The sequence below is a fragment of the Massilia violaceinigra genome (assembly GCF_002752675.1).
Lineage (GTDB): Bacteria > Pseudomonadota > Gammaproteobacteria > Burkholderiales > Burkholderiaceae_D > Telluria_A > Telluria_A violaceinigra.
The window spans coordinates 7,172,290-7,195,235 of record NZ_CP024608.1 but is presented as its reverse complement, the minus strand read 5'-3'; the positions used below and the strand labels follow the sequence as shown (position 1 = coordinate 7,195,235).

At 64.7% G+C, this 22,946-nt stretch carries 17 protein-coding genes; 3 read left to right on the top strand and 14 right to left on the bottom strand.

Annotation, left to right across the window (positions count from 1 at the left end; translation table 11 throughout):
• Positions 1–165 precede the first annotated feature (165 nt).
• Positions 166–927, bottom strand: coding sequence for a LytR/AlgR family response regulator transcription factor (locus CR152_RS31065; protein WP_099881468.1), 762 nt, complete (start codon positions 925–927; stop codon positions 166–168).
• 90 nt (positions 928–1,017) lie between these two features.
• Positions 1,018–2,280, bottom strand: coding sequence for a sensor histidine kinase (locus CR152_RS31060; protein WP_099881466.1), 1,263 nt, complete (start codon positions 2,278–2,280; stop codon positions 1,018–1,020).
• A 344-nt stretch (positions 2,281–2,624) separates the two neighbouring features.
• Here CR152_RS31060 and CR152_RS31055 point away from each other — a divergent pair, with 344 nt between their 5' ends.
• On the top strand, positions 2,625–3,563 hold the full coding sequence (locus tag CR152_RS31055) for an exopolyphosphatase (RefSeq protein ID WP_099881465.1): 939 nt from the start codon (positions 2,625–2,627) through the stop codon (positions 3,561–3,563).
• A gap of 42 nt (positions 3,564–3,605) precedes the next feature.
• Here CR152_RS31055 and CR152_RS31050 read toward each other — a convergent pair whose 3' ends face one another.
• The 3 genes from CR152_RS31050 to CR152_RS31040 form a co-directional block, all read right to left on the bottom strand.
• Positions 3,606–5,993 carry a sensor domain-containing protein gene (locus CR152_RS31050; protein WP_099881464.1) on the bottom strand — a complete coding sequence of 796 codons (2,388 nt, stop codon included), beginning with the start codon at positions 5,991–5,993 and terminating at the stop codon, positions 3,606–3,608.
• 136 nt (positions 5,994–6,129) lie between these two features.
• A complete protein-coding gene (locus CR152_RS31045; protein ID WP_099881462.1) occupies positions 6,130–7,395 on the bottom strand; it encodes a nitronate monooxygenase in 1,266 nt (421 codons plus the stop codon).
• 204 nt (positions 7,396–7,599) lie between these two features.
• Entirely contained in the window at positions 7,600–8,085 is a 486-nt protein-coding gene (locus tag CR152_RS31040) for a YajQ family cyclic di-GMP-binding protein (RefSeq protein WP_099881460.1), read from the bottom strand.
• A 125-nt stretch (positions 8,086–8,210) separates the two neighbouring features.
• Here CR152_RS31040 and murB point away from each other — a divergent pair, with 125 nt between their 5' ends.
• Positions 8,211–9,239: a UDP-N-acetylmuramate dehydrogenase gene (gene murB, locus CR152_RS31035; protein WP_099881458.1), complete on the top strand. Its 1,029-nt coding sequence runs from the start codon at positions 8,211–8,213 to the stop codon at positions 9,237–9,239.
• Between the two features lie 148 nt (positions 9,240–9,387).
• The gene (locus CR152_RS31030; RefSeq protein ID WP_229413722.1) at positions 9,388–12,513 is read left to right on the top strand and encodes a glycoside hydrolase family 3 protein; all 3,126 of its coding nucleotides are present in this window, start codon (positions 9,388–9,390) and stop codon (positions 12,511–12,513) included.
• 82 nt (positions 12,514–12,595) lie between these two features.
• Here the strand turns inward: CR152_RS31030 and ppnP are convergent, their stop codons facing one another.
• The 9 genes from ppnP to CR152_RS30985 all read right to left on the bottom strand — a co-directional run bounded on the left by ppnP (position 12,596) and on the right by CR152_RS30985 (position 22,925).
• Complete coding sequence (gene ppnP / locus CR152_RS31025; protein ID WP_099881456.1) at positions 12,596–12,907, bottom strand: pyrimidine/purine nucleoside phosphorylase; 312 nt, start codon at positions 12,905–12,907, stop codon at positions 12,596–12,598.
• Between the two features lie 12 nt (positions 12,908–12,919).
• Entirely contained in the window at positions 12,920–13,954 is a 1,035-nt protein-coding gene (locus CR152_RS31020) for a diguanylate cyclase (protein ID WP_099881454.1), read from the bottom strand.
• 31 nt (positions 13,955–13,985) lie between these two features.
• A complete protein-coding gene (cheB, locus tag CR152_RS31015; RefSeq protein WP_099881452.1) occupies positions 13,986–15,005 on the bottom strand; it encodes a chemotaxis-specific protein-glutamate methyltransferase CheB in 1,020 nt (339 codons plus the stop codon).
• Positions 15,002–17,272, bottom strand: coding sequence for a hybrid sensor histidine kinase/response regulator (locus CR152_RS31010; protein ID WP_099881450.1), 2,271 nt, complete (start codon positions 17,270–17,272; stop codon positions 15,002–15,004). The genes cheB and CR152_RS31010 overlap by 4 nt, the downstream gene beginning before the upstream one ends.
• A complete protein-coding gene (locus CR152_RS31005) occupies positions 17,269–17,955 on the bottom strand; it encodes a chemotaxis protein CheW (RefSeq protein ID WP_099881448.1) in 687 nt (228 codons plus the stop codon). Before CR152_RS31005 ends, CR152_RS31010 begins: the two co-directional genes overlap by 4 nt.
• Positions 17,952–19,220: a CheR family methyltransferase gene (locus CR152_RS31000; RefSeq protein WP_099881446.1), complete on the bottom strand. Its 1,269-nt coding sequence runs from the start codon at positions 19,218–19,220 to the stop codon at positions 17,952–17,954. The genes CR152_RS31005 and CR152_RS31000 overlap by 4 nt, the downstream gene beginning before the upstream one ends.
• Positions 19,217–19,687: a chemotaxis protein CheW gene (locus CR152_RS30995; RefSeq protein ID WP_099881445.1), complete on the bottom strand. Its 471-nt coding sequence runs from the start codon at positions 19,685–19,687 to the stop codon at positions 19,217–19,219. Before CR152_RS30995 ends, CR152_RS31000 begins: the two co-directional genes overlap by 4 nt.
• 12 nt (positions 19,688–19,699) lie before the next feature.
• Positions 19,700–21,514 (bottom strand): methyl-accepting chemotaxis protein, encoded by a 1,815-nt coding sequence (locus tag CR152_RS30990; protein WP_099881443.1) that lies wholly within the window; start codon positions 21,512–21,514, stop codon positions 19,700–19,702.
• Positions 21,515–21,692: 178 nt separating this feature from the next.
• Entirely contained in the window at positions 21,693–22,925 is a 1,233-nt protein-coding gene (locus CR152_RS30985) for an argininosuccinate synthase (protein ID WP_099881441.1), read from the bottom strand.
• Positions 22,926–22,946: the final 21 nt, after the last annotated feature.

Sequence of the window (22,946 nt, the reverse complement as noted above, 5' to 3'; positions counted from 1 at the left end):
CCGTGGGCTGATTGTAAAAGCTGATACAAAGCACGCCTTGAGGCGCGACAAACGGCTTGTAATGCGCAGCGCGGTGCGCTTCGGGGTACGGAGTCTCATGGCGTATCGCTAGGTGGTGCATGGAAGGAGGGCAGAGCGCCGCGGCCGGCGCGGCACAGGGCGTATTCACATCTGTTTGAACAGGTGCAGGAAGCTGCGGCTCACTTCCAGCTTGTCGGGCTTGCCCTTGATGAGCACCAGGTGGCGCCCGCGGATGTCGCGCGTCACCCCTTCGATGGCGTTGACGTTGACCAGGGTGGCGCGGTGGATCTGCCAGAACAGCGCCGGATCGAGTTCCTCGGCCAGGTCGCGCACCGGCTTGCGGATCAGCGCCTCGAAGCGCTCGGTCTGCACGCAGGTGTATTTTTCGTCGGAGCGGAAAAACAGGATGTCCTCGACCGGTATCATGCGCAAGTCCTGGCCGATGCTGGCCTGGATCCATTGCAGGTAGGTCGGCTTGGGCGCCGCCATTTTCTCGGCCAGCTGCGACAGCATGGCCGTGACGCTGTCGTTGACCGCTTCCTTCGGCTTGGCCAGGCGCGACTTGAGGCGGTCCACCGTCACCTGCAGGCGCTCGGCCTCGGGCGGCTTGAGCACGTAGTCGACCGCGCCGCGCTCGAAGGCCTCGACCGCGTACTGGTCGTAGGCGGTGACGAACACGATGTTGCTGCCGGCGCCGATCGCGCGCGCCGCTTCCATGCCGGTCTTGCCCGGCATGCGGATATCGAGGAAGGTCAGGTCGGGCTTGAGCTGGCTGACCAGCTCGATGGCCTCCTCGCCGTTCTTTGCCTCGCCGACGATTTCCAGCTCGGGCCACGCCTGGTTCAGGCGCAGGCGCAACTGGTCGCGCATCAGTCTTTCGTCGTCAGCAATAATAGCGGTAGGCATGGTCCGGTTCTGGTGAAAGGAAAGAGTGCCAATTATTCAATGAAACCGGGCTTTAATCAATCGATTCCTTGGTGCCTCTTTGTTTGCCGCTCACTTCGACACATGGTAGGGCACTTCGATGGTGGCGATCACGCCGCTGGGCACGTTGGCCGCGATGTGCAGCTGGCCGGCGTCGCCGTGCAGCAGCTTGAGCCGTTCGCGGATCGTCATCAGGCCCAGGCCGGTGCCATCGCTGGGGAACACGCCGAAGCCGACCCCGTCGTCGCTGACGATCACGCGCAGCTTGTCGTGCGCCACTTCGGCCAGGATGCGCAGCGATCCGCCTTCGGGCTTGCATTCGAGGCCGTGCTTGATGGCGTTTTCGACCATCGACTGCAGCATCATCGGCGGAAAGGCGGCGCTGCGCAAGCCCTCGGGAATCTGCATGTCCACCTGCAGGCGTTCCTCCATCCGCATCTTCAGCAGGCTCAGGTAGGCTTTCACCATGTCCGCCTCGCGCCCGAGGTTGGTGACGACGGCGTTGTCGCGCATCTGCGGCAGCACCGCGCGCAGGTACTGGATCAGGCTGCGCTGCATGGCCGAGGCGCGCGGCGGGTCGGTCTCGATCAGGTATTCGACCGACGCCAGGGTATTGAACAGGAAATGCGGCTCCACCTGGGCCTGCATCATCTGCATGCGCGCTTCGGACAGCTGGCGCTGCATCGATTCGCGCTCGGCGGCGGCGTTGGCGGTCTGGGTTTCGGCTTCGGCGCGCTTCTTGCCGCCCACCAGCGCCTTGGTGGCGAACAGGGCCAGCACCAGCAGGGAGATAAAACTCTTGAACCAGGTCGAGGCCTGGCCGTGATAGACCTTTACCTTTTCTTCGGCGGCATTTTCGACGGCGGCCTCGATCGCGCTCGACAAGCCTTCGACGATTTGTGGCGGCAGCGCGACGCGCACTTCGCCGTCGCTGCCGCCGGCAACCACCGCAACCGGTGGCGGATCCGGCTCGGTCGGCTCGGCCGGCTTCGCGCCCGGCTCGGGCGGCACCGGCGGTTCGGGCGCTTCCGGCGCCTCGGGCGGTTCGGGCGGCGGGTTGCGCTTCTTGGGCGGGCTGTAGCTGATCCCGCTGTCGTCGAAGATGATGTTGCCTTCGTGCTTGTCGCGCTTGCGCTCGCGCCGCACCTCGACCACTTCGGCGCCCGAAAACAGTTCGTTTTGCAGGATCGACGCGGCAATCAGGGCCAGTGCCGCGAACAGGAAAAACTTCCACCATGACAGCTGGGTCACCCAGGTGGCGATCGCGTCGAAGGCGCGGTGCAGCCATGCCAGAACGGTCGCGATGTTTTGCTCGGGAGGGCGGCGTGCTTCCATGGTGAGTGATTTCCGTCAGATTCAGAGAGATTGATGCGAGCGGCGAGTGTAACTGCTCCGCTGTCCCATCGCCGCAAAAACCGCCGCGGGGCGACGAATACTGATGAGATGTTGTAACTTTAGGACGATCCCCTGGACGCCGTGCGGCGTTTGCGACAGGCTGCATGATTGAAGGAGTGAACTGTGGGGAAGGCGCCTCGCTGGCGCAGGGGAAACGCTGTTTTTATCGCGATCGCTCCCGCGCCGTCGACGATCGCACCGCAGCGGCCGCTTTGCGCGGTATGATAAAGGATCGAACCGGCCGCGGCCGGCCTGCTGTTGAACCTGATTAAGGGGATGTCACGATGTCTGCCGATGCAAAAAAATACCGTTTGATCACGCGTAGCGACTTCGACGGCCTGGTCTGCGCCGTCCTCCTCAAGCACCTGGACCTGATCGACGATATCCTGTTCGTCCATCCCAAGGACATGCAGGATGGCAAGATCGTGGTCAGCGACGGCGATATCACCACCAACCTGCCGTACGCGGCCGGGGTGCACCTGGCATTCGACCACCACTTGTCCGAAACCATCCGCAACACCGGCGAGCGCGCCAACCACATCATCCATCCGGAAGCGCCCTCGGCGGCGCGGGTGGTGTACGACTACTACGGTGGCGCCTCGGTCTTTCCGGCCGCCTGGTTCGACATGATGGCCGCCGTCGACAAGGGCGACGCCGCCCGCTTCAACCAGCAGGAAGTGCTCGACCCGCAGGGCTGGGACTTGCTCAACTTCCTGATGGATGCGCGCACCGGGCTGGGACGCTTCCGCGACTTCCGCATCTCGAACTATGCCCTGATGATGGACTTGATCGATTATTGTAAAAATCATACGATCGATGACATCATGGCGCTGCCCGACGTCAAGGAGCGCATGGAGCTGTACTTCGAGCATAACGACAAGTGCAAGGACCAGATCCGGCGCTGCGCCACCGTGCACCGCAACCTGGTCGTGCTCGACCTGCGCGAAGAGGAAACCATCTACGCCGGCAACCGCTTCATCATTTACGCCTTGTTCCCGGAAACGAATATCTCGATCCATGTGCTGTGGGGATTGAAAAACCAGAACACCGTATTCGCCACCGGCAAATCGATCCTGAACCGCACATCGCGCACCAATATCGGCGCGCTGATGCTCGAATACGGCGGCGGCGGGCATGAAAACGCCGGCACCTGCCAGGTCTCGAACGAGCTGGCCGAAGAAGTGCTGGGCGCGCTGGTCCAGCGCATCACCAGCGAAGGCTGAGTACGCGGCGGCGCGTGTGCAACTGGCGCACCGGCGGCGCCATCAAGCCGCCGGCGCCGCCACCAGCATATCGTGCATGGCATGCTCGGCCAGCGGCGCGCTGAAATACGTGCCCTGCAGTTCATCGCAATGGTTGGCCCTTAAAAACTCCATCTGCACGCGCGTTTCGACCCCCTTGGCGATGACCCGGGCGCCGAGATCGTGGCCGACGTCGATCAGCGCCCTGGCCAGCGCGCCGCTGCGCGCGTCGGCCGTGATCTGGTGCGCCGCCGCCTTGGCCAGCTTGACGTGGGTCAGCGGCAGCTTTTGCAGGAAATTCAGATTCGACAAGCCGCCGCCGAAGGCATCGACCGTGCGCAGCACGCCCAGTTCGCTCAGCTGCGACAGCACTTCCACCCCCAGGTGCTGGTTGGTGTTGAGGCAATCTTCGCGCAATTCGATTTCCAGCTGGGCCGGGGCGATCCGGTGTTGGTCCAGCGTGGCGGCGATCCGCGCGACATAGCCGGGCTGTGAAAATTCGCGCTGCGAGGCGTTCACCGCCACCGGCAGCGGCGCGAATCCGGCGCTGTTCATGCGCTGCATGAACCTGCACGCTTCTTCCAGTACGTAGTCGCCAATGGCGGTGATCATGCCGTTTTCCTCGGCTTCGGGCAGGAACGAGGCGGGCGCCAGCACGCCCAGTTCGGGATGGCGCCAGCGCAGCAGCGCTTCCATGCCCTGGAGGCGGCCGCTGCGCAGGCAGATGTGGGGCTGGTACAACAGGAAAAATTCGTGATGCTCGAGCGCGACGCGCATGGCGTCTTCGAGCTTTTGCTTGGCCTGGGTGGTCGACTTCATGTCGGCGGAAAAGAAGTGCACCTCGCCCGTCTTGGCCGCCTTGGCGTGGTACATGGCCACGTCGGCCGCGCGCACCAGGTCGAGCGCGCCGCTGCCGTCATGCGGATACACGCTCACGCCGATGCTGCCGCCGACCGCGATGTCGGTCGCATTGAAACTGACCGGCTGCGACATGCTCACGCGCAGGCGCTCGATCATGCGCAGGGTGTAGCGCAGCGATGGCTGGTTGACCAGCACCAGCACGAATTCGTCGCCCGACAGGCGCGCCACCGTGTCGCTTTCGCGCACCGACGATTGCAGGCGCCGCGCCACCATCTTGAGCACCTCGTCGCCGGCTTCGTGGCCGTAGCCATCATTGATCTGCTTGAAACCGTTCAAGTCGATCAGCACCGTCGCCACCAGCGACTTGTTGCGCTGGGCCATGTGCAGCGCCTGTTCCAGCCGGTCCCACAGCAGGGTGCGGTTGGCCAGCCCGGTCAGCGCATCGTGGTTGACCTCGTGTTCGAGATGGGCGGTGCGCTGCTTGACGGCTGTCACGTCGTTGATGACGCCGATAAAATGCGTGACCTTGCCGCGTCCATCGCTCACCGGCGTGATGGTCAGGTCGTTCCAGAAGATATCGCCATTCTTGCGCCGGTTGCGAAACACCACGTTCACTTCGCGCCGTTCGCGCACGGCCGCGCGCAACTGCGCGCGTTCGTCTTCGTCCATGCCGGGCACGCCCATGAAGCGCGAGTCGCGCCCCATCGCTTCATCGGCGGCATAGCCGGTGATGCGCTCGAAGGCCGGATTGGCGTACTCGATCGGGTTGTCCGCGCCGGCGCAGCGGGTGATCACCAGGCCGCTGCTGGTGGCGTGCAGGGCGCGCTCGCGCAGGCGCAGGCGGTCTTCCTGGGCGCGCCGTTCGGAAATGTCCAGGCCCATGCCGCACAGGTAATGGCGGCCGCGGCAGGTGATGCGCGCGCCGCACATCAGGTAGGGCGTGGCGTGGCCGTACTTGTCGAGATAATTCGCTTCGACCATGACCTGGGTGCCATGCTCGAAGACGTTGCGGATATTGGCGGCGATGATGCGCTTTTCGGCCAGGTCGTACATGTCGAGCGCATTGGCGCGGCGGATCTCGTCGGCGCTCATGGCCGTGACCTGTTCCAGCGTCTTGTTCCACAACGCAAAGCTGCCATCCTCGCGCACCACGTAAAAGGTGCCCGGCAGCACATCGATGATGCTCGAGAGCGGCATGCGGCCGACCGCCGCCGTTTCCGATTCGTTGCAGGCGGCATCGATGATGGCGACGCAATGGCTCAATGTGCCGCCGTCGCCGAACTGGGGCAGCAAGGTCAGTGCGCTTGTCTGGCGGCTGCCGTCGGCACGCACGAACTCCAGTTCGGTGGCGTCGCAGTCGGTGGGAAATTCGGTCCAGCGCTGGCTGTACGCCAGGCAGCCTTCGTCGCTGAGCAAGGCTGTCAAGGGCTGTTGCAATGCATCGGCGGCAGGAATGCCGAGCACTTTTTCGCAACCGCTGTTCCAGGTAATGATGTGGCCACTTGCATCGATCAGCAAGGCGGCAAAATGGGCGTTCTCGCTGGCAGGCATTCACCTCTCCAATGATGATAGATCACGTTGGACAGGGAAAGCGGGCGGTGGTTCGCGCTGACGCGAAACTTGAATAAAAAGAGCTGCGGCGGGAGCGCTGGCGGCCGTGCGGCCGCCGGCGGACAGCGGGAAAAAATCAGGCGAGGACGATGTCCTGGCGCGCCGGCAAGGCGATCTGGTTATCGACGCTGAACTGGTAATCCTGGAACACGTGCTCGGCCGACAGCATCTGGTAACTGCCGTCGGACAGCTTGTGAGTGGTGTCCTTGAGGCGGTAAGTGTAGTGGCCGCAGGTCCAGCAATTGAAATTGCGCATGTGGGTGCACAGGCAGGTCTTGTCCATCACCACCACGGTTTTGCTGTCCGGATTGGCCAGCACTTCGCGGTTGTACGCATTGATGTAGGAACAGTTGCCGGTGGCATCGAGCAGATAGCCGTACGACTCGCAGCCCGGACGGATGCCGGCGCCGATGGCCGGCGTGCTCTTGAGCATGCGCATCGGATAGCCGGTCGGCGAAATGCCGTTGACGATGATGTCGTCTTCGGTCGCGCGCACGTACTCCTGCTTGACCTTCTCGGGCAGGCCGCACTCGTTGGTGATGGTGAAGCGGGTCGCCACCTGGACCCCGCCCGCGCCTTTTTCGAGGAAGCTGGTGGCGTCGCTGCCGGTGAACACGCCGCCGGCGGCGATCAGCGGAATATCGAGCTGTTCGGCGCGCATGTAGGCATGGATTTCATCCATGATGGTATGCAGGTCGTACTCGGCCCAGTCCATGCCGAAGCCGAGGTGGCCGCCGGCCAGCGGGCCTTCGACGATGATGTAATCGGGCAGGCGGTCCAGCTTGGTCACCTTGCGCAGGAAAATCTGCAGCGCGCGCACGGACGAGACGATGATGCCCAGCTTGGCGTCGCGGAAACGTGGATGGTCGGCGATCAGGGCGAACGAGCCCAGGTGCAGGCCGGCCGACATGGTGATGCCGTCGATGCCGGCGTCGAGGGCGGCCGACAGACGCGTGCGCAGGGTTTCGCGCGGCGAATTCATGGTCAGCTTTTCCATGCAGTTGACGAAAATGAGGCCATCGCCGCGTTTCGCTTCCATGGTCGCGCCCACGTGGCGGCGGGTGGCATCGGCCAGGCGGGCCAGGTCGAACTGCACCACCGCCTTGTCCATATTATTGATGTTGAACTTATAGGTCTTGGTCTTGTCTTTCACATAGCTGGTGTCGAACTTGCGGTCCGAGACATCCTCGACCATGGCATCCGAAATATGCCCGATCCCGCCCAGGCGCGCCGCTTCGAGTGCCAGTTCGGAGGTCGAAATATCGACGCCCATGCCACCGATCATGATGGGCACATATTCCTTGTTGCCCAGACGCAGGCGGAAATCATCAACACGTTTCATTGCTATCCTTAGACTGCCAAGTTTACTGGTGCGCTGGCGCGGCTGCCGCGGCCAGCTTGCGCACCCACAATTCTACCCCAAGCACGATGGGGACCGGCCGGGTGATCACCTATCCAACGAGCAATACGGCGGTAAATACCGTCGTATTGTCGGCGTTTTCCGGGTACGGATACCCGAATCGCGCCGATTGATCGTGCTGATTGATCAATCGCGGAAATTATTAAATTCCAGCGGCATGTCCGGCACATCCTTGCGCAGCATGGCCATGGCGGCCTGCAGATCGTCGCGCTTGGCGCCGGTCACGCGCACCGATTCGCCCTGGATGCTGGCCTGGACCTTCATCTTGCTATCCTTGATGACCTTGACGATCTTCTTGGCATCGTCGGTTTCGATGCCGTTTTTCACCTTGATCACCTGCTTGACCTTGTCGCCGCCGATTTTCTCGATCTTGCCTTCGTCGAGGAAGCGCACGTCGACCTTGCGCTTGGCCAGCTTATTGGTCAGCACATCGCGCACTTGCGAGAGCTGGAAATCGGAATCGGCGAAGGCGGTCAGTTCGGTATCCTTCTGCTCGACCTTGGCGGAACTGCCCTTGAAATCGAAACGGGTGGTGATTTCCTTGTTCGATTGTTCGACAGCGTTTTTCACTTCGATCATGTCTGCTTCGGAGACGACATCAAACGACGGCATAATGGGATCCTTTTACTTGCAAAATGTAGAATGCCGATATTTTAACGGACAACCGGGGCGGCGCCCCTGTGCCGACCCGGTTTTTTACCGGTTTGGCCCCCTAAATGCTTAAACAACGCTCATTCATGCCACCAGACCTTGCCATTTCGCCCGATTTCTCCCTCCGTGACGTCAATACCTTCGGCATCGACGCGCGCGCGCGCGCCTATCTCAAGCTCACCCGGGTCGAACAGCTGGCGCAAGTGATGGCCGATCCGGTCCTCGCCGCGCTGCCGCGCCTGCTGCTCGGCGGCGGCAGCAACATCGTCCTCACGGGCGACTTCGACGGTTTGGTGCTGCACATGGGCATTGAAGGGCGCGAGGTGCTGGGCGAGCAGGGTGGCAGCGTCCTGGTGCGGGCCGGGGCCGGCGAAAACTGGCACGGCTTCGTGCAATGGACGCTGGCGCAGGGGCTGGGCGGGCTGGAAAACATGGCCCTCATTCCCGGCACGGTGGGGGCGTCGCCGATCCAGAACATCGGCGCCTACGGGGCGGAAGTGAAGGACCTGTTCCACTCGCTGACCGTGGTCGAGCTGGCCAGCGGGCGCCTGCGCGTGATGAATGCGGCGGCCTGCCGCTTCGGCTACCGCGACAGCGTGTTCAAGCATGCCGAGGGGGCGGGGCTGGTGATTGTCGACGTCACCTTCGCGCTGCCGCGCGCGTGGGCGCCGAACCTGAAGTATGCCGAGCTGGCGCAGGAAGTCGCTGCTGCGGGGCTGGCCTCGCCCACGGCGCAGCAGGTGAGCGACGCGGTGGTGGCGATCCGGCGCCGCAAGCTGCCCGATCCCGCCCGGATCGGCAATGCCGGCAGCTTCTTCAAGAATCCCGTGGTCGGCGGCGCGCAGTGCGCGGCCTTGCTGGCGGCGCATCCCGCGCTGGTGCACCACGCGCAGGGCGACGGCAGCGAAAAGCTGGCGGCCGGATGGCTGATCGACCAGTGCGGCTGGAAAGGACGCAGCCTGGGCGCGGCCGGCGTCTACGAAAAGCAGGCGCTGGTGCTGGTCAACCGCGGCGGCGCGAGCGGCGCCGAGGTGCTCGCGCTGGCGCGTGCGATCCAGGCCGATGTGCTGGCGCGCTTCGGCGTCGCCCTCGAAACCGAGCCTGTCTTCGTCTAGCCTGCGCCTGCGCGCCTGCGGAGGGCGCGCCAATCCCGTCGATAGATCAGAAAATATTATCTTTTTAATCAATTCTGATAAATAATGAATGTGCACGGGAAGCGCTTCCAATTTGGGGCGCCGGCCATTCAAACGGGAGACAAACAATATGCAAGACAAGTTACGTACCTTGATCCGCATGGGGCTGGCAGCGGCCGCCTGTGGCGCGATGCTGGCCGCCTGCGATGGCGACAGCGACCCGGCCAAGCCGGACACCCCCAAGCCGCCGCCCGTCGCCGTCGACAAGGTGACGCAGTACAGCGACTTCCCGAACGTGACGAGCGATATCAAGAAAGATCCGGCGATGGAGTCCGCCATCGCCGCCATCGTTGCCGGGATGACCGTGGCTGAGAAAGTCGGACAGATGACCCAGCCTGAAATCAAGAGTATCACCCCGGACCAGGTGCGCCAGTACTACATCGGTTCGGTGCTGAACGGCGGCGGTTCTTTCCCGGGCAACAACAAGCTGGCCGCGCCGGCAGAGTGGGTCAAGCTGGCCGACGCCTACTGGAAAGCGTCGATGGCGACCGATTCCAAGGTCAAGATCCCGGTGATCTGGGGTACCGATGCAGTGCACGGCCACAATAACGTGTTCGGCGCTACCATGTTCCCGCATAACATCGGCCTGGGCGCGGCCAACGATCCGGCCATGATGCGCCGCATCGGCGCGGCCGTGGCCGCTCAAGTATATTCCACCGGTATCGACTGGACTTTCGCCCCGACCCTCGCGGTGGTGCGCGACGACCGCTGGGGCCGCACCTACGAAGGGTATTCCGAAGATCCCTTGATCGTGACCAAATACGCGCGTGAAATGGTCAAGGGCTTACAGAACGATTTTGCCGGCAGCGGCAACGTCATCGCCACGGCCAAGCATTTCATTGGCGACGGTGGCACCGATCTGGGCAGGGATCAGGGCGTCAACATGTCCAGCCGCAACGACATGATCAACATGCATGGCCAAGGGTATTACCACGCCCTGGGCGCCGGTGCCCAGACCGTGATGGCGTCGTTTAACAGCTGGGACAATGACAGCTTGACTATCAAGGTCGGTAAGATGCACGGCAGCAAAGAGATGCTGACCGATGTCCTCAAGACCAAGATGGGTTTCGACGGCTTCGTCATCGGCGACTGGAACGGCCACGCCCAGGTAGCGGGCTGCAGCGACGGCAGTTGCCCACAGGCGATCAACGCCGGGGTCGACATGATCATGGTCCCGGACAAGTGGAAAGAGTTTATCGACAACACCATCGCCTCGGTCAACAAGGGCGAGATTCCGATGGCGCGCATCGATGATGCCGTCACCCGCATCCTGCGCGTGAAATTTCGCGCCGGCGTCATGACCGCCAAGGCGCCGCTCGAACGCCCCTACACCGATGCCAGCCGTCTGCAGCATCGCGCATTGGCGCGCGAAGCGGTGCAAAAGTCGCTGGTGCTGCTGAAAAACGATAACAAGGTGTTGCCGCTCAAGCGCGGTGAAAAGATCCTGGTGGTCGGCAAAAGCGCCGACAACCTGTCCAATCAAACCGGCGGCTGGTCGCTGACCTGGCAGGGCACGGCCAATACCAATGCCGACTTCCCGAACGCCGACAGCATCCTGACGGCGATCAAATCGGTGGCCGGCGATGCCAACGTGGTCTACCGCCCGAACGCCGCCGACGTCAACGTGGCCGACTTCAAGGCAGTCATCGCCGTCATCGGCGAAACCCCGTACGCCGAAGGCGTGGGCGACATCGGCCGTAGCGGCACCCTGGAGCACGCGCGCCGCTATCCGGAAGACCTGGCCGTGCTCGATGCCGTCAGCGGCAAGGGCGTGCCGGTGGTCACCGTGCTGATCACCGGCCGTCCAGTCTGGGTCAACAAGGAACTGAACCGCTCAAGCGCGTTCGTGGTGGCCTGGCTGCCCGGCACGGAAGGCAAGGGTGTCACCGATGTACTGTTCCGCAAGGACAATGGCGACGTCAATCTGGACCTGAACGGCAAGCTATCGTTTTCCTGGCCGAAAACGGCTTGCCAGATGGCCAATAAAGGCGATGCCAGCTACGATCCGCTATTTGCCTATGGCTTCGGGATGGGCTACGCGGACGACACCCGGCTGGCCAAGCTCGACGAAACGGCGCCGACCCTCGGTTGCGCCCAGATCGCCGGTAACGGCAGCCAGGCGAGTAGCGATCTGGAGGTGTTCCGTTCGGCCGACCAGGCGCCCTACACGGCGCGTATCGGCGACCCGAGCGCGTGGTCGCTGGCGCTGGGCGCCGACTTGAACGCGGTCACGACCTTGCCCAACGTCAAAGCCGAGACCACCCAGATCAATGTCCAGCAGGACGGCAAGAAAATCACCTGGAGCGGCGCCGGCCAGTTTTATTCGCAAGCGGCCAGCACCGCCGACCGCGAAGCCTACCTCAATGCCGACGCGGCCCTGGTGTTCGACACCATCGTGCACAAGGCGCCGGCCGGCGCGGTGAAAATGCGGGTGGACTGCAAGCACCCTTGCGCGGGCGAAGTGGACGCCACCAGTTTGTTCAAGGGCTTGCCGCTGGAGACGAAGCGGAGCGTGAAAGTACCGCTGTCCTGCTTTGCCGCCAAGGGTGCCGACTTCACCCTGATCGACACGCCGTTCCTGGTCTATACCGAGAAGGCGTTTGTCGCCTCGTTCGCCAACATCCGCTGGGTGCCGGGCGCGGGCAAGGATGCCGATGCCGCCACCTGCGCCAGTCTGGTGCCGCCACCGGTGGTATTCGGGCCGCCGCTGCCGGGACCGACCTACGGCGTGTTCAATGCGGGCGCGCTGACGGGGGACCTGGTGCTGACCACTTACTCGTCCAATGGCAGCCACACCAAGGCCACCATCACGCCCGCTGATGGGCTGGACTTGAACTTCGCCGCTGACGGTGGCGACGGCCTGGCGATGATCACCGGCACGCCCGTGAATCTGAGTAACTTCGCCGGCGGCACCCTGCGGTTCGAGATCAATGTCGGCAGCTATGGGGCCAACACCGGCGGCCTGGCGGTCAAGATGGAAAGCCCGGGCACCAACTGCAAGTCGGGCGATCATCTGTTCGGCCGTCCGGCCCCGGGTAGCTGGACGCCGGTCACGGTCAAGGTCAGCGCGCTGATTGCGGCGGCCGATCCCTGCTTCGACCTGCGCAACATCGGCATGCCGTTCGGCACCTTGCCGAAGTGGGGCGATCAGCAGGGCGTGCGCTACAAGCTGCGTCATATCCGCTTTGTGCAGTAATCGCTTGTAGCAGTATAGGACGGACGAAAAAACGGACGCCGGAAGGCGTCCGTTTTTTCCTTGGGGATGCGCCCGCCGCGGCTTAGCCGAAGTGGCAGACGTAGTCGAGCGTCTCGGTCGTTTCGATGTCGAAGGCGGTGTTGGCGCCGACGCTGAAGCGCTCTCCCGCCGCGTAGTCTTGCCACGCTTCGCTGCCCGCCAGCTTCACCCGGCATTTGCCGGCGACGATTTCCATCACTTCCGGCGCCGCCGTGTTGAACGTCAGCTGCGACGGGAAAATCACGCCCACCGTTTTCTTGCTGCCATCGGCCAGCAACAGCGTGTGCGAGACGCATTTGCCGTCGAAGTAGATATTCGATTTCTTGCTGACGGCGACGTTTTGAATCATGCTCATGGACTTCCTTCTTCAGGTGGAAATAGGTGCGGTCTCGGCCTCGGCGTTAGCCGTGCACACGCGGTTGCGTCCGGTCGTCTTGGCGGCGTACAGGGCCTTGTCGGCGCGTGCGGTCAGTTTTTCGGGCGTGTCGGCGCGCGACGGCACCACGCTGGCCACGCCGATCGACATGGTGACAATGCCGCCCGGCGCTTGCGGATTGTCCAGCGCCAGCTTTTCCAGGTGGCTGCGCACGGCGTCGGCCACCACTTGCGCGCCGGCCAGGTCGGTCTCGGGCAGGATGATGGCAAACTCTTCGCCGCCGTAGCGCGCCGCCAGGTCGGCCGGACGCTTGAGGTTCTCGGTGAGCACCGCCGCGGTCTTTTTCAGGCACAGGTCGCCCGGAAGGTGGCCGAAACTGTCGTTGTAAGCCTTGAAGCAATCGATGTCGCACATCAGCACCGACAGCGGCTTTTGCTCGCGTTGTCCGCGCTGCCATTCGAGCTTGATGACGTCGTCGAAGCGGCGCCGGTTGGCGATCCCGGTCAGGCCGTCCAGCGCGGCGAGCTTTTGCAGTTCGATATTCGCTTCGGCCAGCTTGTGCTGGCTTTCGCGCAGGAAGCGAAACGCTTCGTCGCGCTGCAGCCGGTTGATGTGGGCCGCCGAGTGGTAGCGCACCCGCGCCAGCAGTTCGAGCCGGTCCGGCAGCTTGACCAGGTAGTCGTTGGCGCCCACGGCGAAACTGTGCGCCTTGAGCTTGGGGTCTTCCTTGGCCGAGAGCACGATCACGGGCACGTGGCGCAGGCTGTCGTGCTCGCGGTACAGCGCGATCAGCCCGAAGCCGTCGATGCCGGGCATGACCAGGTCCTGCAGGATCACGGTCGGCTGCAGCTGCTCGGCGGTCTCGCGTGCCAGCGCCGAGTCGAGCACGTAGTGGTATTCGATGTCCGCCTGGTCGGCCAGCATGCGCCGCACCGCCTCGACGATGATCGGCTGGTCGTCCACGATCAGGACCCGGACCTTGAAAACGGCCGGCTCCGGCATGTAGGTTTTGTAAACGTCAGACATCGGTATCAGCTTTTCGGTAAGGAGCCCGGCGCTAGTTTCCGGCCGGTTTGGTCCCAATTCTACTGCGCAATGCCCGTCCGATGTTTTCCAAGGACAAAATTTGCTGCGCGGCATCAATCTCGGCGGCCGCGCGTGGCATTCCGTACACAGCGCTGCTGGCCTGGTCCTGGGCGATGGTGGTCTTGCCGGCCTGGCGCATGGCGAGCAGGCCGTTGGCGCCGTCGCGCCCCATCCCGGTCAGCAGCACGCCGGTGGCGTCGCCGTCCCAGTGCCGTGCCACGCAATGGAAAAACACGTCGACCGAAGGCCGGTAGGCGTAGTCGCGCGGGGCTTCGTCGTAGTGCAGGCGGTGGCGCGCGCTCATGACCAGGTGGTCGTTGGTGCGGGCGATCTGCACGCAGCCCGCTTCGAGCGCGTCGCCGTCGTCGATCACCCGCACCGGCATGACCAGCTGTTCGCCCAGCCACTTGGAAAAATGGGCGGCGAAGTTTTCATCGATGTGCTGGACCACCACGATGGCGGTGCCGGGCGCCGGATTCCACCCTGCCAGCGCCTTGGCCACGGCAATCGGGCCGCCGGTCGAGGAGCCGATCGCCAGCAGGTGCTTGATCTTGCCGTCGAAGCGGTCGGGCGGCTGCGCGGGATGGGCGTCGGCGCCGCTGACGCGAATCAGTTTGCCGATGGTTTTGATCTTGTGCAGCAGCGCGCTATCTCCCCCGCCGCCGCGCGCCAGCAGTGGCGTGGCGGTGACGTCGAGCGCGCCGGCGCCGAGCGCGCGGAACACCTGGCTGACGTTGTCCTGCGGCTGGCCGGTCACCACCAGGATCGCGCACGGCGCCTTTTCCATGATCTGGCGCGTCGCTTCGACCCCGTCCAGTTCCGGCATGTTCAGGTCCATCAAGACCAGGTCCGGACGGTTGTCGACGCACATGCGCACCGCTTCCAGGCCGGTGCGGGCGATCCACACCACCTGGTGCTCGCTGGTGCTGGCCACCACGCGGCGCAGCGCTTCGGCCGCCATGGCGACGTCGTTGGCGATGCCGATTTTCATAGGCCCGCCTCTCCGATCAGGTCGAACACGGCGTTGAGCAGGGTCTCGTCGTGGAAGCTGCCCTTGGTCAGGTAGTAGTCGGCGCCGGCGCTCATGCCGCGCGCGCGGTCTTCCGGGCGATCCTTGTAGGAGACGATCATGACGGGCAGTTTGTACAAGTGGATATCTTTCTTGACCAGGCCAACGAGCTCGATGCCGTCCATGCGCGGCATGTCGACGTCGGTGATTAAGAGGTCGTAGTCGCCGCTGCGCACCACGTTCCAGCCGTCGATGCCGTCGATGGCGATGTCGACCTGGAAGCCGCGCCCCTGCAGCAGCTTGCGTTCCATTTCGCGCACGGTGAGCGAGTCGTCCACCACCAGGATGCGCTTGACCTTGCGTTTTTCGGGGCCGCCGCGCGCGCCCAGCTGGTGCAGGCCGCCTTCGTGCAGCAGCTTGTCGATCGACAGCAGCAGGTCGGGCACGTCGAGAATCAGGACCGGGGCGCCGTCGTCGAGCAGGGCGCCGGCGCTGATGTCGCGCATCTTGCCGAAGATCGGGTCGAGCGCCTGCACCGCCAGGCTTTGCTCGCCGCGGATGGCATCGACCACCAGCGCATAGCGGCGCTGGGCCGTGCCGATCACCACCACCGGCAGTTCGCCGGCGCCGCTGCCGATCTGGCCCAGTTCCAGCACCTGGGCGGCCGACACGAGCCCGAGGTGCTCGCCGCCGAAGTCGAAGAACTGCTTGTTCTCCAGGGTGTGGATTTCGCTTTGCGGCACCTTGAGCACCCGTTCGACCTTGACGATCGGGATCGCATAGGCTTCGCCCTGCACGTCGACCACCAGCGCGCGCACGATCGACTGGGTCAGCGGCAGCGTGATGAAGGTACGGAAGCCCGCGCCCGGCGTGGACTCGATGCGCACCGTGCCATTCTGTTCGCGGATGGTCTGGTGCACGATGTCGAGCCCCACGCCGCGCCCGGAAATGGCGCTGGTGGTTTCCTTCAGGCTGAAGGCGGGCAGGAACAGGAATTCGATCAGCTCCGGCTGCGACATGGCTTCGGCCATCGCGGCGCTGGCCATCTTGCGCTCGATTACCTGGCGCCGGATGCGCTCGATGTCGACCCCGCGCCCGTCGTCGCCGATCTCGATATTGAGCATGCCGGCGCGGTGGCGCGCTTCGAGCACGATGGTGCCGAGCGCCGGCTTGCCGGCGGCGATCCGTTCGGACGCGCTTTCCATGCCATGGTCGACGGCGTTGCGCAGCATGTGGTTGAGCGGGCTTTCGATACGCGCCAGGATGTCGCGGTCGACCAGCGTTTCTTCGCCTTCGATCAGCAGCTGCGCTTCTTTCCCCAGGCTGCGCGCCAGGTCGCGCACCATGCGCGGGAACGCTTGCACGCCGTCGCGGAAAGGGCGCATGCGCAAGGTCAGCACTTCATCCACCAGGTTTTTCGATACGCCCAGCAGGCGCCGCTCGTAGCTTTCGATGTCGGCCATGTGTTCGAGCATGAACTGCTTGAGCGGATGGGCCTTCTGGCCGGTCAGGGCCGATTGTTCGATCAAGGCCTGGTCGCCGCTGCGCACCACGGCGTCGTGCAGCTGTTCGAGCGCCTGGAACAGGCTGGCCTGGTTGCGCTTGAAGCGCTGCAGCTGTGCGATGAAGGGGTGCATCTGGTGCGCGTTGATGCGCGATTCGCTGGCCAGGGCCAGCAGGCGGTCGAAGTTCTGGGCCGCCTTGGGCGCGCCCTGGACCCGATGCGGCGCCGCTTCTTCAGGCGCGGCGGGCGGCGCGGCGGCTTCGGGCAGCGCCACGTCCGGCGCCGGCGCCGCGCCCGGAACCGGGTACGCTTCCAGCTCCGGCGCCGACTGGATCCGGGCGATGCCGGCGATGCTGTTCATGGCGGCGCTGATGCGCGCGCCGTGCTGCTCCAGCCAGGCCGGCAGCGATGCCTCGTCCAGAGTCGAGAACTGCAGTATCAGGTCGACCCCGGCCAGCAGCGCGTCGATGCGCGCGGGCGTGAGCTGCAGCTGGCCATGCTGGGCGGCGATGAAGGCGTCTTCCATGCCGTGCGCGAGCTGCACCACGACATCCAGGCCGACGATGGCGGCCGCGCCCTTGATCGAATGTGCGGCGCGCATCATCGCTTCGGTGGTGGCGGCGTCGCCACCGCCGCGCTCCATGCTCAAGAGGCCATCGGTGAGGATCTGGGTCTGGCCGTCCGCCTCCATGCGGAACAGGTCCAGCATCGAGAATTGACTGAGGTCGCCGCTGCCGGTGCTCATCGCAGCAGCCTGTTGAGCTGGTGCCCGATCAGCGGGGCGTCCAGCACGCCGATGCGCATCTCGCCGTGGGTCAGCACGCCGGTAATGTAGCGCTGCAGGCCCCTGTTGAGGGTGGCCGCCGGCGCGCCCACGCTGGCCGCGCCGTAGCGCAGGATGCCGTGCAGGTCGGCCACCGGCAGGGCGAAGCGCTGCTCTTCCCAGACGATGACGAGCAAGCGCGCGAACACGTGGCGTACGCGCTGGACCGTGGCGTCGTTGTCGTCGATGCCGAGCAGGCTGGCCAGCGCGATCGAAGGCGTCAGGGTGCCGCCGACGTTGACGATGCCGGTCAGCGCGCCGCCGCTGCGGTGCGGAAGCGAGTGGCTGGCGGCGAGCGGCGCGACCGCGGACACCATCCGGGCCGGCAGCAGCAGCCATTCGCGCCCCAGGCGAAATACCAGCCCGGAGCTGTCGTGCCGCGCGCGCGCGGCCTGCGGCTGGCGCAGCAGGGCGGCCCAGTCCTCGCGGTAGCCCGGCCCCACCGGACGCTGCATGCTGTGGCGCGCCGCGCCTTCGTACACATCGCAGTTGCGGCAGTGGACATGCTGTTCGAGCTTGGGGCAACTGAGGTCGCCGGCCACGCCGATCCTGTTCCAGCAATCGTCGAGGCCGGGCGCGTGCGGCTGGTCGGGCGCGATCGTCATTGGGCGCCTTTGCGTTGGTCGCCGTCATTGCGGCGCTGATAGATGCGCGCAGCGCGCTGCTTGAGGGCGGTCGCCTGGGCCGGTTCGCCGCTTTGCTCGGCCAGCAGCGCCAGGTGGCACAGCGCTTCGTAGTGGTCCGGCTGCAGGTAGACGCAGCGGCGCCAGTGGTCGCCCGCTTCGGCCATGCGCTGCTCGCATTCGCTGACCATGCCGAGGATGAAGTAGGCATCGGCCGAATCGGGGTTCTGTTCCAGCAGTTCGCGGCAGGCTGCGGCGGCGCCCTGGTAGTCCCCGACGTCGGCCTGGCGGCGCGCGCGCGCCAGCATGTCGGCCTGGGCGGGCCGCGCGGCCGCCGGCGGCGCGGCACGCACTGGCGGCGCGGCCGATGCCGGTGGTGGCGGCACGGGCGCGGGGGCGGGCGTTGCGGGCCGCAGCGGCGCCAGCGGGCGCACGTGCTGGCGCGCCGGGATGCGCGCCGGCCAGGAGGCGTGGGCGCCGGTTTTTTCGAGGGCGAACGCGCCCGGCGCGCGCAGCGCACCGAAGCCGTTGCGGCAGAACGCCGGCACCTCGGCATAGCCGGCGAACAGAATGCCGTCGTCGGCCAGCAGGCGCGCCAGGCTGGCGATGGCGCTGGCCACGGTGGGGTCGTCGAAGTAGATCAGCAGATTGCGGCAAAAGATGACGTCGTAGTAGCCCGGCCGGTTGGAAAAGGCGGGATCGAGCAGGTTGGCCTGGTTGAAGCTCACCTGGGCGCGGATATCGTCGCCGATCTGGTACTCGGCGCCGGCGGCGACGAAGTAGCGTTCGCGGAAATCGAGGTGGCGGCCGCGAAAGGCGTTGCGGGTGTAGCGCCCGGCGCGCGCGCGCGCCAGCGCCACCTCGGACAGGTCGACCGCGTCGATCGCATAATCGGCGGCGGCCACGCCGGCGCTTTGCAGCGACATGGCCATCGAATACGGTTCTTCGCCGCCGGCGCACGGCACCGACAGGATGCGCACCGGGCGCACCGGCTTGGCCGCCAAGCGCCGCTGAATGAAGGCGCTGGCCGCGACAAACGCTTCGGCGTCGCGGAACATCCACGATTCGGGCACCACCACCAGTTCGGTCAGCGCGCCCAGTTCCGCCGCGCCGGTCGCGAGCAGGCGGTCGTAGGCGCGCATGTCGTCCAGCGCGAGCGCCTGCATGCGCCGTTCGACGGCGCGGTTCACCACGGCGTCGGTCAGGTTCAGCCCCGTTACCTGCTGCAGGAGGTCGCGCGCCTTCATGCCGCCTCTCCGGTGGCGGGGAACAGTTGCGCGCGCACGTCGGGGGCGAGCAGCTGTGCCAGGGTGATCAGTTGCAGCATGCCGGCGCCGTCGGCGGCCACCTGGCCCAGGAACGGCGCGCCGCTCACGCCGGCGTCGGCCAGCGCGGCGCTATCGATGGTCTCGACGCCGACCACGTGTTCGGCCAGCAGGCCGAGCGGGCGCGTGGTTTCGTCAGCACCACCGTCGGCGACCGGATAGTCGACCAGGATGATGCGCGAGTCGTACCACAGCTGCTCCGGCGCCACGCCGGCCAGGGCCGAGAGGTCGATTACCGGCACCGGCGCGCCGTGCAGGTCGAGCAGACCGGCCACGTAATCGGGAGCGAGCGGAATGGACTTGAGGGCGGCGGCCGGCAGCACCCGCGCCACCGCCCACAGGGGCAGGGCGTAGCGGTCGGCGCCGATATGAAAGACCATGACTTTCATCGCCGCAGCCGGTCAGGTATTGACCGAGAAGGTCGCCACCGACGATTGCAGGTCGCTCGCCGCATACTGCAGCTGGTGCACCGCTTCGCTGGTCGCTTTCAGCGATTCGACGGTCTGCTGGGTGGCGTCGTTGAGCTGCATCATGGTGTCGGAAATCTGCGAGGCGCCCACCGCCTGCGACTGCATCCCCTGCAGCACCAGGTCGAACTGGGGCGCCAGCTTCTGCACCTGGTCCATCACGGTGGAGAGCTGTTCGCCCACCTGGCGCACTTCGCCCACGCTGCGCCGGATCTCTTCGGAGAATTTGTCCATGCCCATCACGCTGGCCGATACCGCCGACTGCATTTCCTTGAGCATTTGCTCGATGTCCCAGGTCGACACCGAGGTCTGGTCGGCCAGGCGCCGGATTTCGGTGGCCACCACCGAAAAACCGCGCCCGGCGTCGCCGGCTTTCTCGGCTTCGATGGCGGCGTTGAGCGAGAGGATGTTGGTCTGGTCGGCCACCTTGGTGATGGTGATCAAAACACTGTTGATGTTGCTGGCCTTTTCCGACAGCGCCGCCAGCTTGGCATTGATCGAATCGGTGGCCGAGACCATGTGCTGCATGGTGCTGTCCATGCGTTTCAGGTTTTGCTGGGCGTCGGCGGTGGCGCTGGTGGTGTAGTCGGCCACCGCGGTGGCGTCTTCCATGGTTTTGAGCAGCTGCGTGGTGTTGGCCGAGATTTCCTTGGTGGTCGAAAGGATTTCGATGCTGGTCTGGGCTTGCTCGATGCCGGTCGCTTCCTGCTGCTTGGCCGAGGCGGCGATTTCGGTGGCCGAGGTGGTGACCTGGATGCCGGCCTTTTGCACGTTGTTGAGCAGGATGCGCAGGTTGCCGACCATGGTTTTCAGGCCTTCGCCCATGCGCCCGATGGCGTCGGTGCCGGTGATGGTCACGGTGCCGGTCAGGTCGCCGATGGCGGCCTTGGAAACCACGTCGAGCAGGGCGTCGACATTGGCGCGCAGCGCGTTGGTGGCGGCGGCCTCGTTGGCCTGGCTGTCCTGGATCGACTGCGCCATGCGGTTGAATTCCTCGGTGACCTTGCCCAGTTCATCGCGCGAGACCACGGATGCGCGCGCCGACTGCTGGCCGGCGGCGATCTTGCCGACCGCCTCGGTCAGGTTGTTGAGCGGATTTAACAGCGCGCGCGCCAGCATCCAGGCCACGATCGAGGCCAGCGCCACGCAGATCACGCCGCCCACGCTGAGCAGCCGCGACATGGTTTTCTGCAGCTGCGCCGATTCGGCGCTGCGGGCCGCCAGCAAGGCGTTTTCGTCTTCGCCGATCTGGGCGATCAGGGAGCGCACTTCGCTCACCGTCTGGAAACCGTTGGCCAGTTCGGCCGAGCTGCTGATCTGCTGGGCGGCGTCGGGCGCCTTGCCGAGTTCGCGGCGCTTGGCGATCAGCGGGCGGATCACGTTCTTGAGCCAGACGCCGGTCATCTCGTCGACCTTGCGCACGCGTGCGTTTTGCGTTGGATTGTCGGCGGTCAGCAGGATGGCGTGGCGGATATTTTCCTCAAGAAACTTCTCTTCATTGACCTGGGGCGTCAGGAAGCGTTCGTCGCCGGTGAGCAGGAAGCCGCGCGCCTCGGCCTGGATTTCCAGCACGTTGGTGGCGATTTTGTTAGTTTCCAGCAGCACTTCCAGGGTATGGCGGTCCCAGCGATTGGCATCCGACATCTTGGAGAAATTGTTGTAGGCCAGAATCAGCAGGAACAGGATGATGGCGACGATGGCGCCGAAGCCGAGAAACAGCTTGTTCTTGATGCTCAGGTCTGTAAACATGTTTCTCTCCGTGTACGCTGTTGTTCTCTATAAATGTAACATCGTTGAGGGGTGGCACGGGACATTTCGCCCTGCAGAATGGGGAAATTTTTGGCGGGCAAGGGATGCGCAGCCACGGCGTTGCCGCGCGGGCGGGCCGGTTGCGGCGGGCGCAGCCGCCCGCCGCAGGATGATGATGTTACTGGCCGCGCTTTTCGCGGGCCACGGCGGCGATGCGCATGCGCAGCGCATTGAGCTTGATGAAACCGCCGGCGTCGGCCTGGTTGTAGGCGCCGCCATCTTCATCGAAGGTCGCAATGTTCATGTCGAACAGCGAATCGGTCTTGGAATCGCGCGAGACGACGATCACATTGCCCTTGTACAGCTTCATGCGAACCCAGCCGTTGACGGTCTGCTGGGTGTGGTCGATCAGGGTTTGCAGCGCGACGCGCTCGGGCGCCCACCAGTAACCGTTGTAAATCATCGACGCGTAGCGCGGCATCAGGTCATCCTTGAGGTGGGCCACTTCGCGGTCCAGGGTGATCGATTCGATGGCGCGGTGGCCGCGCAGCATGATGGTGCCGCCCGGGGTTTCATAGCAGCCGCGCGACTTCATGCCGACGTAGCGGTTCTCGACCAGGTCCAGGCGGCCGATGCCATGCTTGCCGCCCAGGCGGTTCAGTTCCGTCAGCACGGCGGCCGGCGACATGCGCACGCCGTTGATGGCCACGATGTCGCCTTTTTCGTATTCGAGGTCCAGGTACTCGGCCTGGTCGGGCGCCGCTTCCGGGCTGACGGTCCAGCGCCACATGCTTTCCTCGGCTTCGGCGCTCGGGTTTTCCAGATGCCGGCCTTCGAAGGAGATGTGCAGCAGGTTGGCGTCCATCGAATAAGGCGCGCCGCCGTTCTTGTGCTTCATGTCGACGGCGATGCCGGCATCTTCCGCGTACTTCAGCAGTTTTTCGCGCGACAGCAGGTCCCATTCGCGCCATGGGGCGATGATCTTGACGTCGGGTTTAAGCGCATACGCGCCCAGCTCGAAGCGCACCTGGTCGTTGCCCTTGCCGGTGGCGCCGTGCGAAATCGCGTCGGCGCCGGTGGCGCGCGTGATCTCGATCAGGCGCTTGGCGATCAGGGGACGGGCGATCGAGGTGCCCAGCAGGTATTCGCCTTCGTACACGGTGTTGGCGCGGAACATCGGAAATACGAAGTCGCGCACGAATTCTTCGCGCACGTCGTCGATGTAGATATTCTCCGGCTTGATGCCGAACTTGATCGCTTTCGCGCGCGCCGGTTCCAGTTCTTCGCCCTGGCCCAGGTCGGCGGTGAAGGTGACGATCTCGCACTTGTAGTTATCCTGCAGCCACTTGAGGATGACCGAGGTGTCCAGGCCGCCCGAATAGGCGAGGACTACTTTTTTGATGTCGCTCATGGAAATTCCAATCTTGGGTTG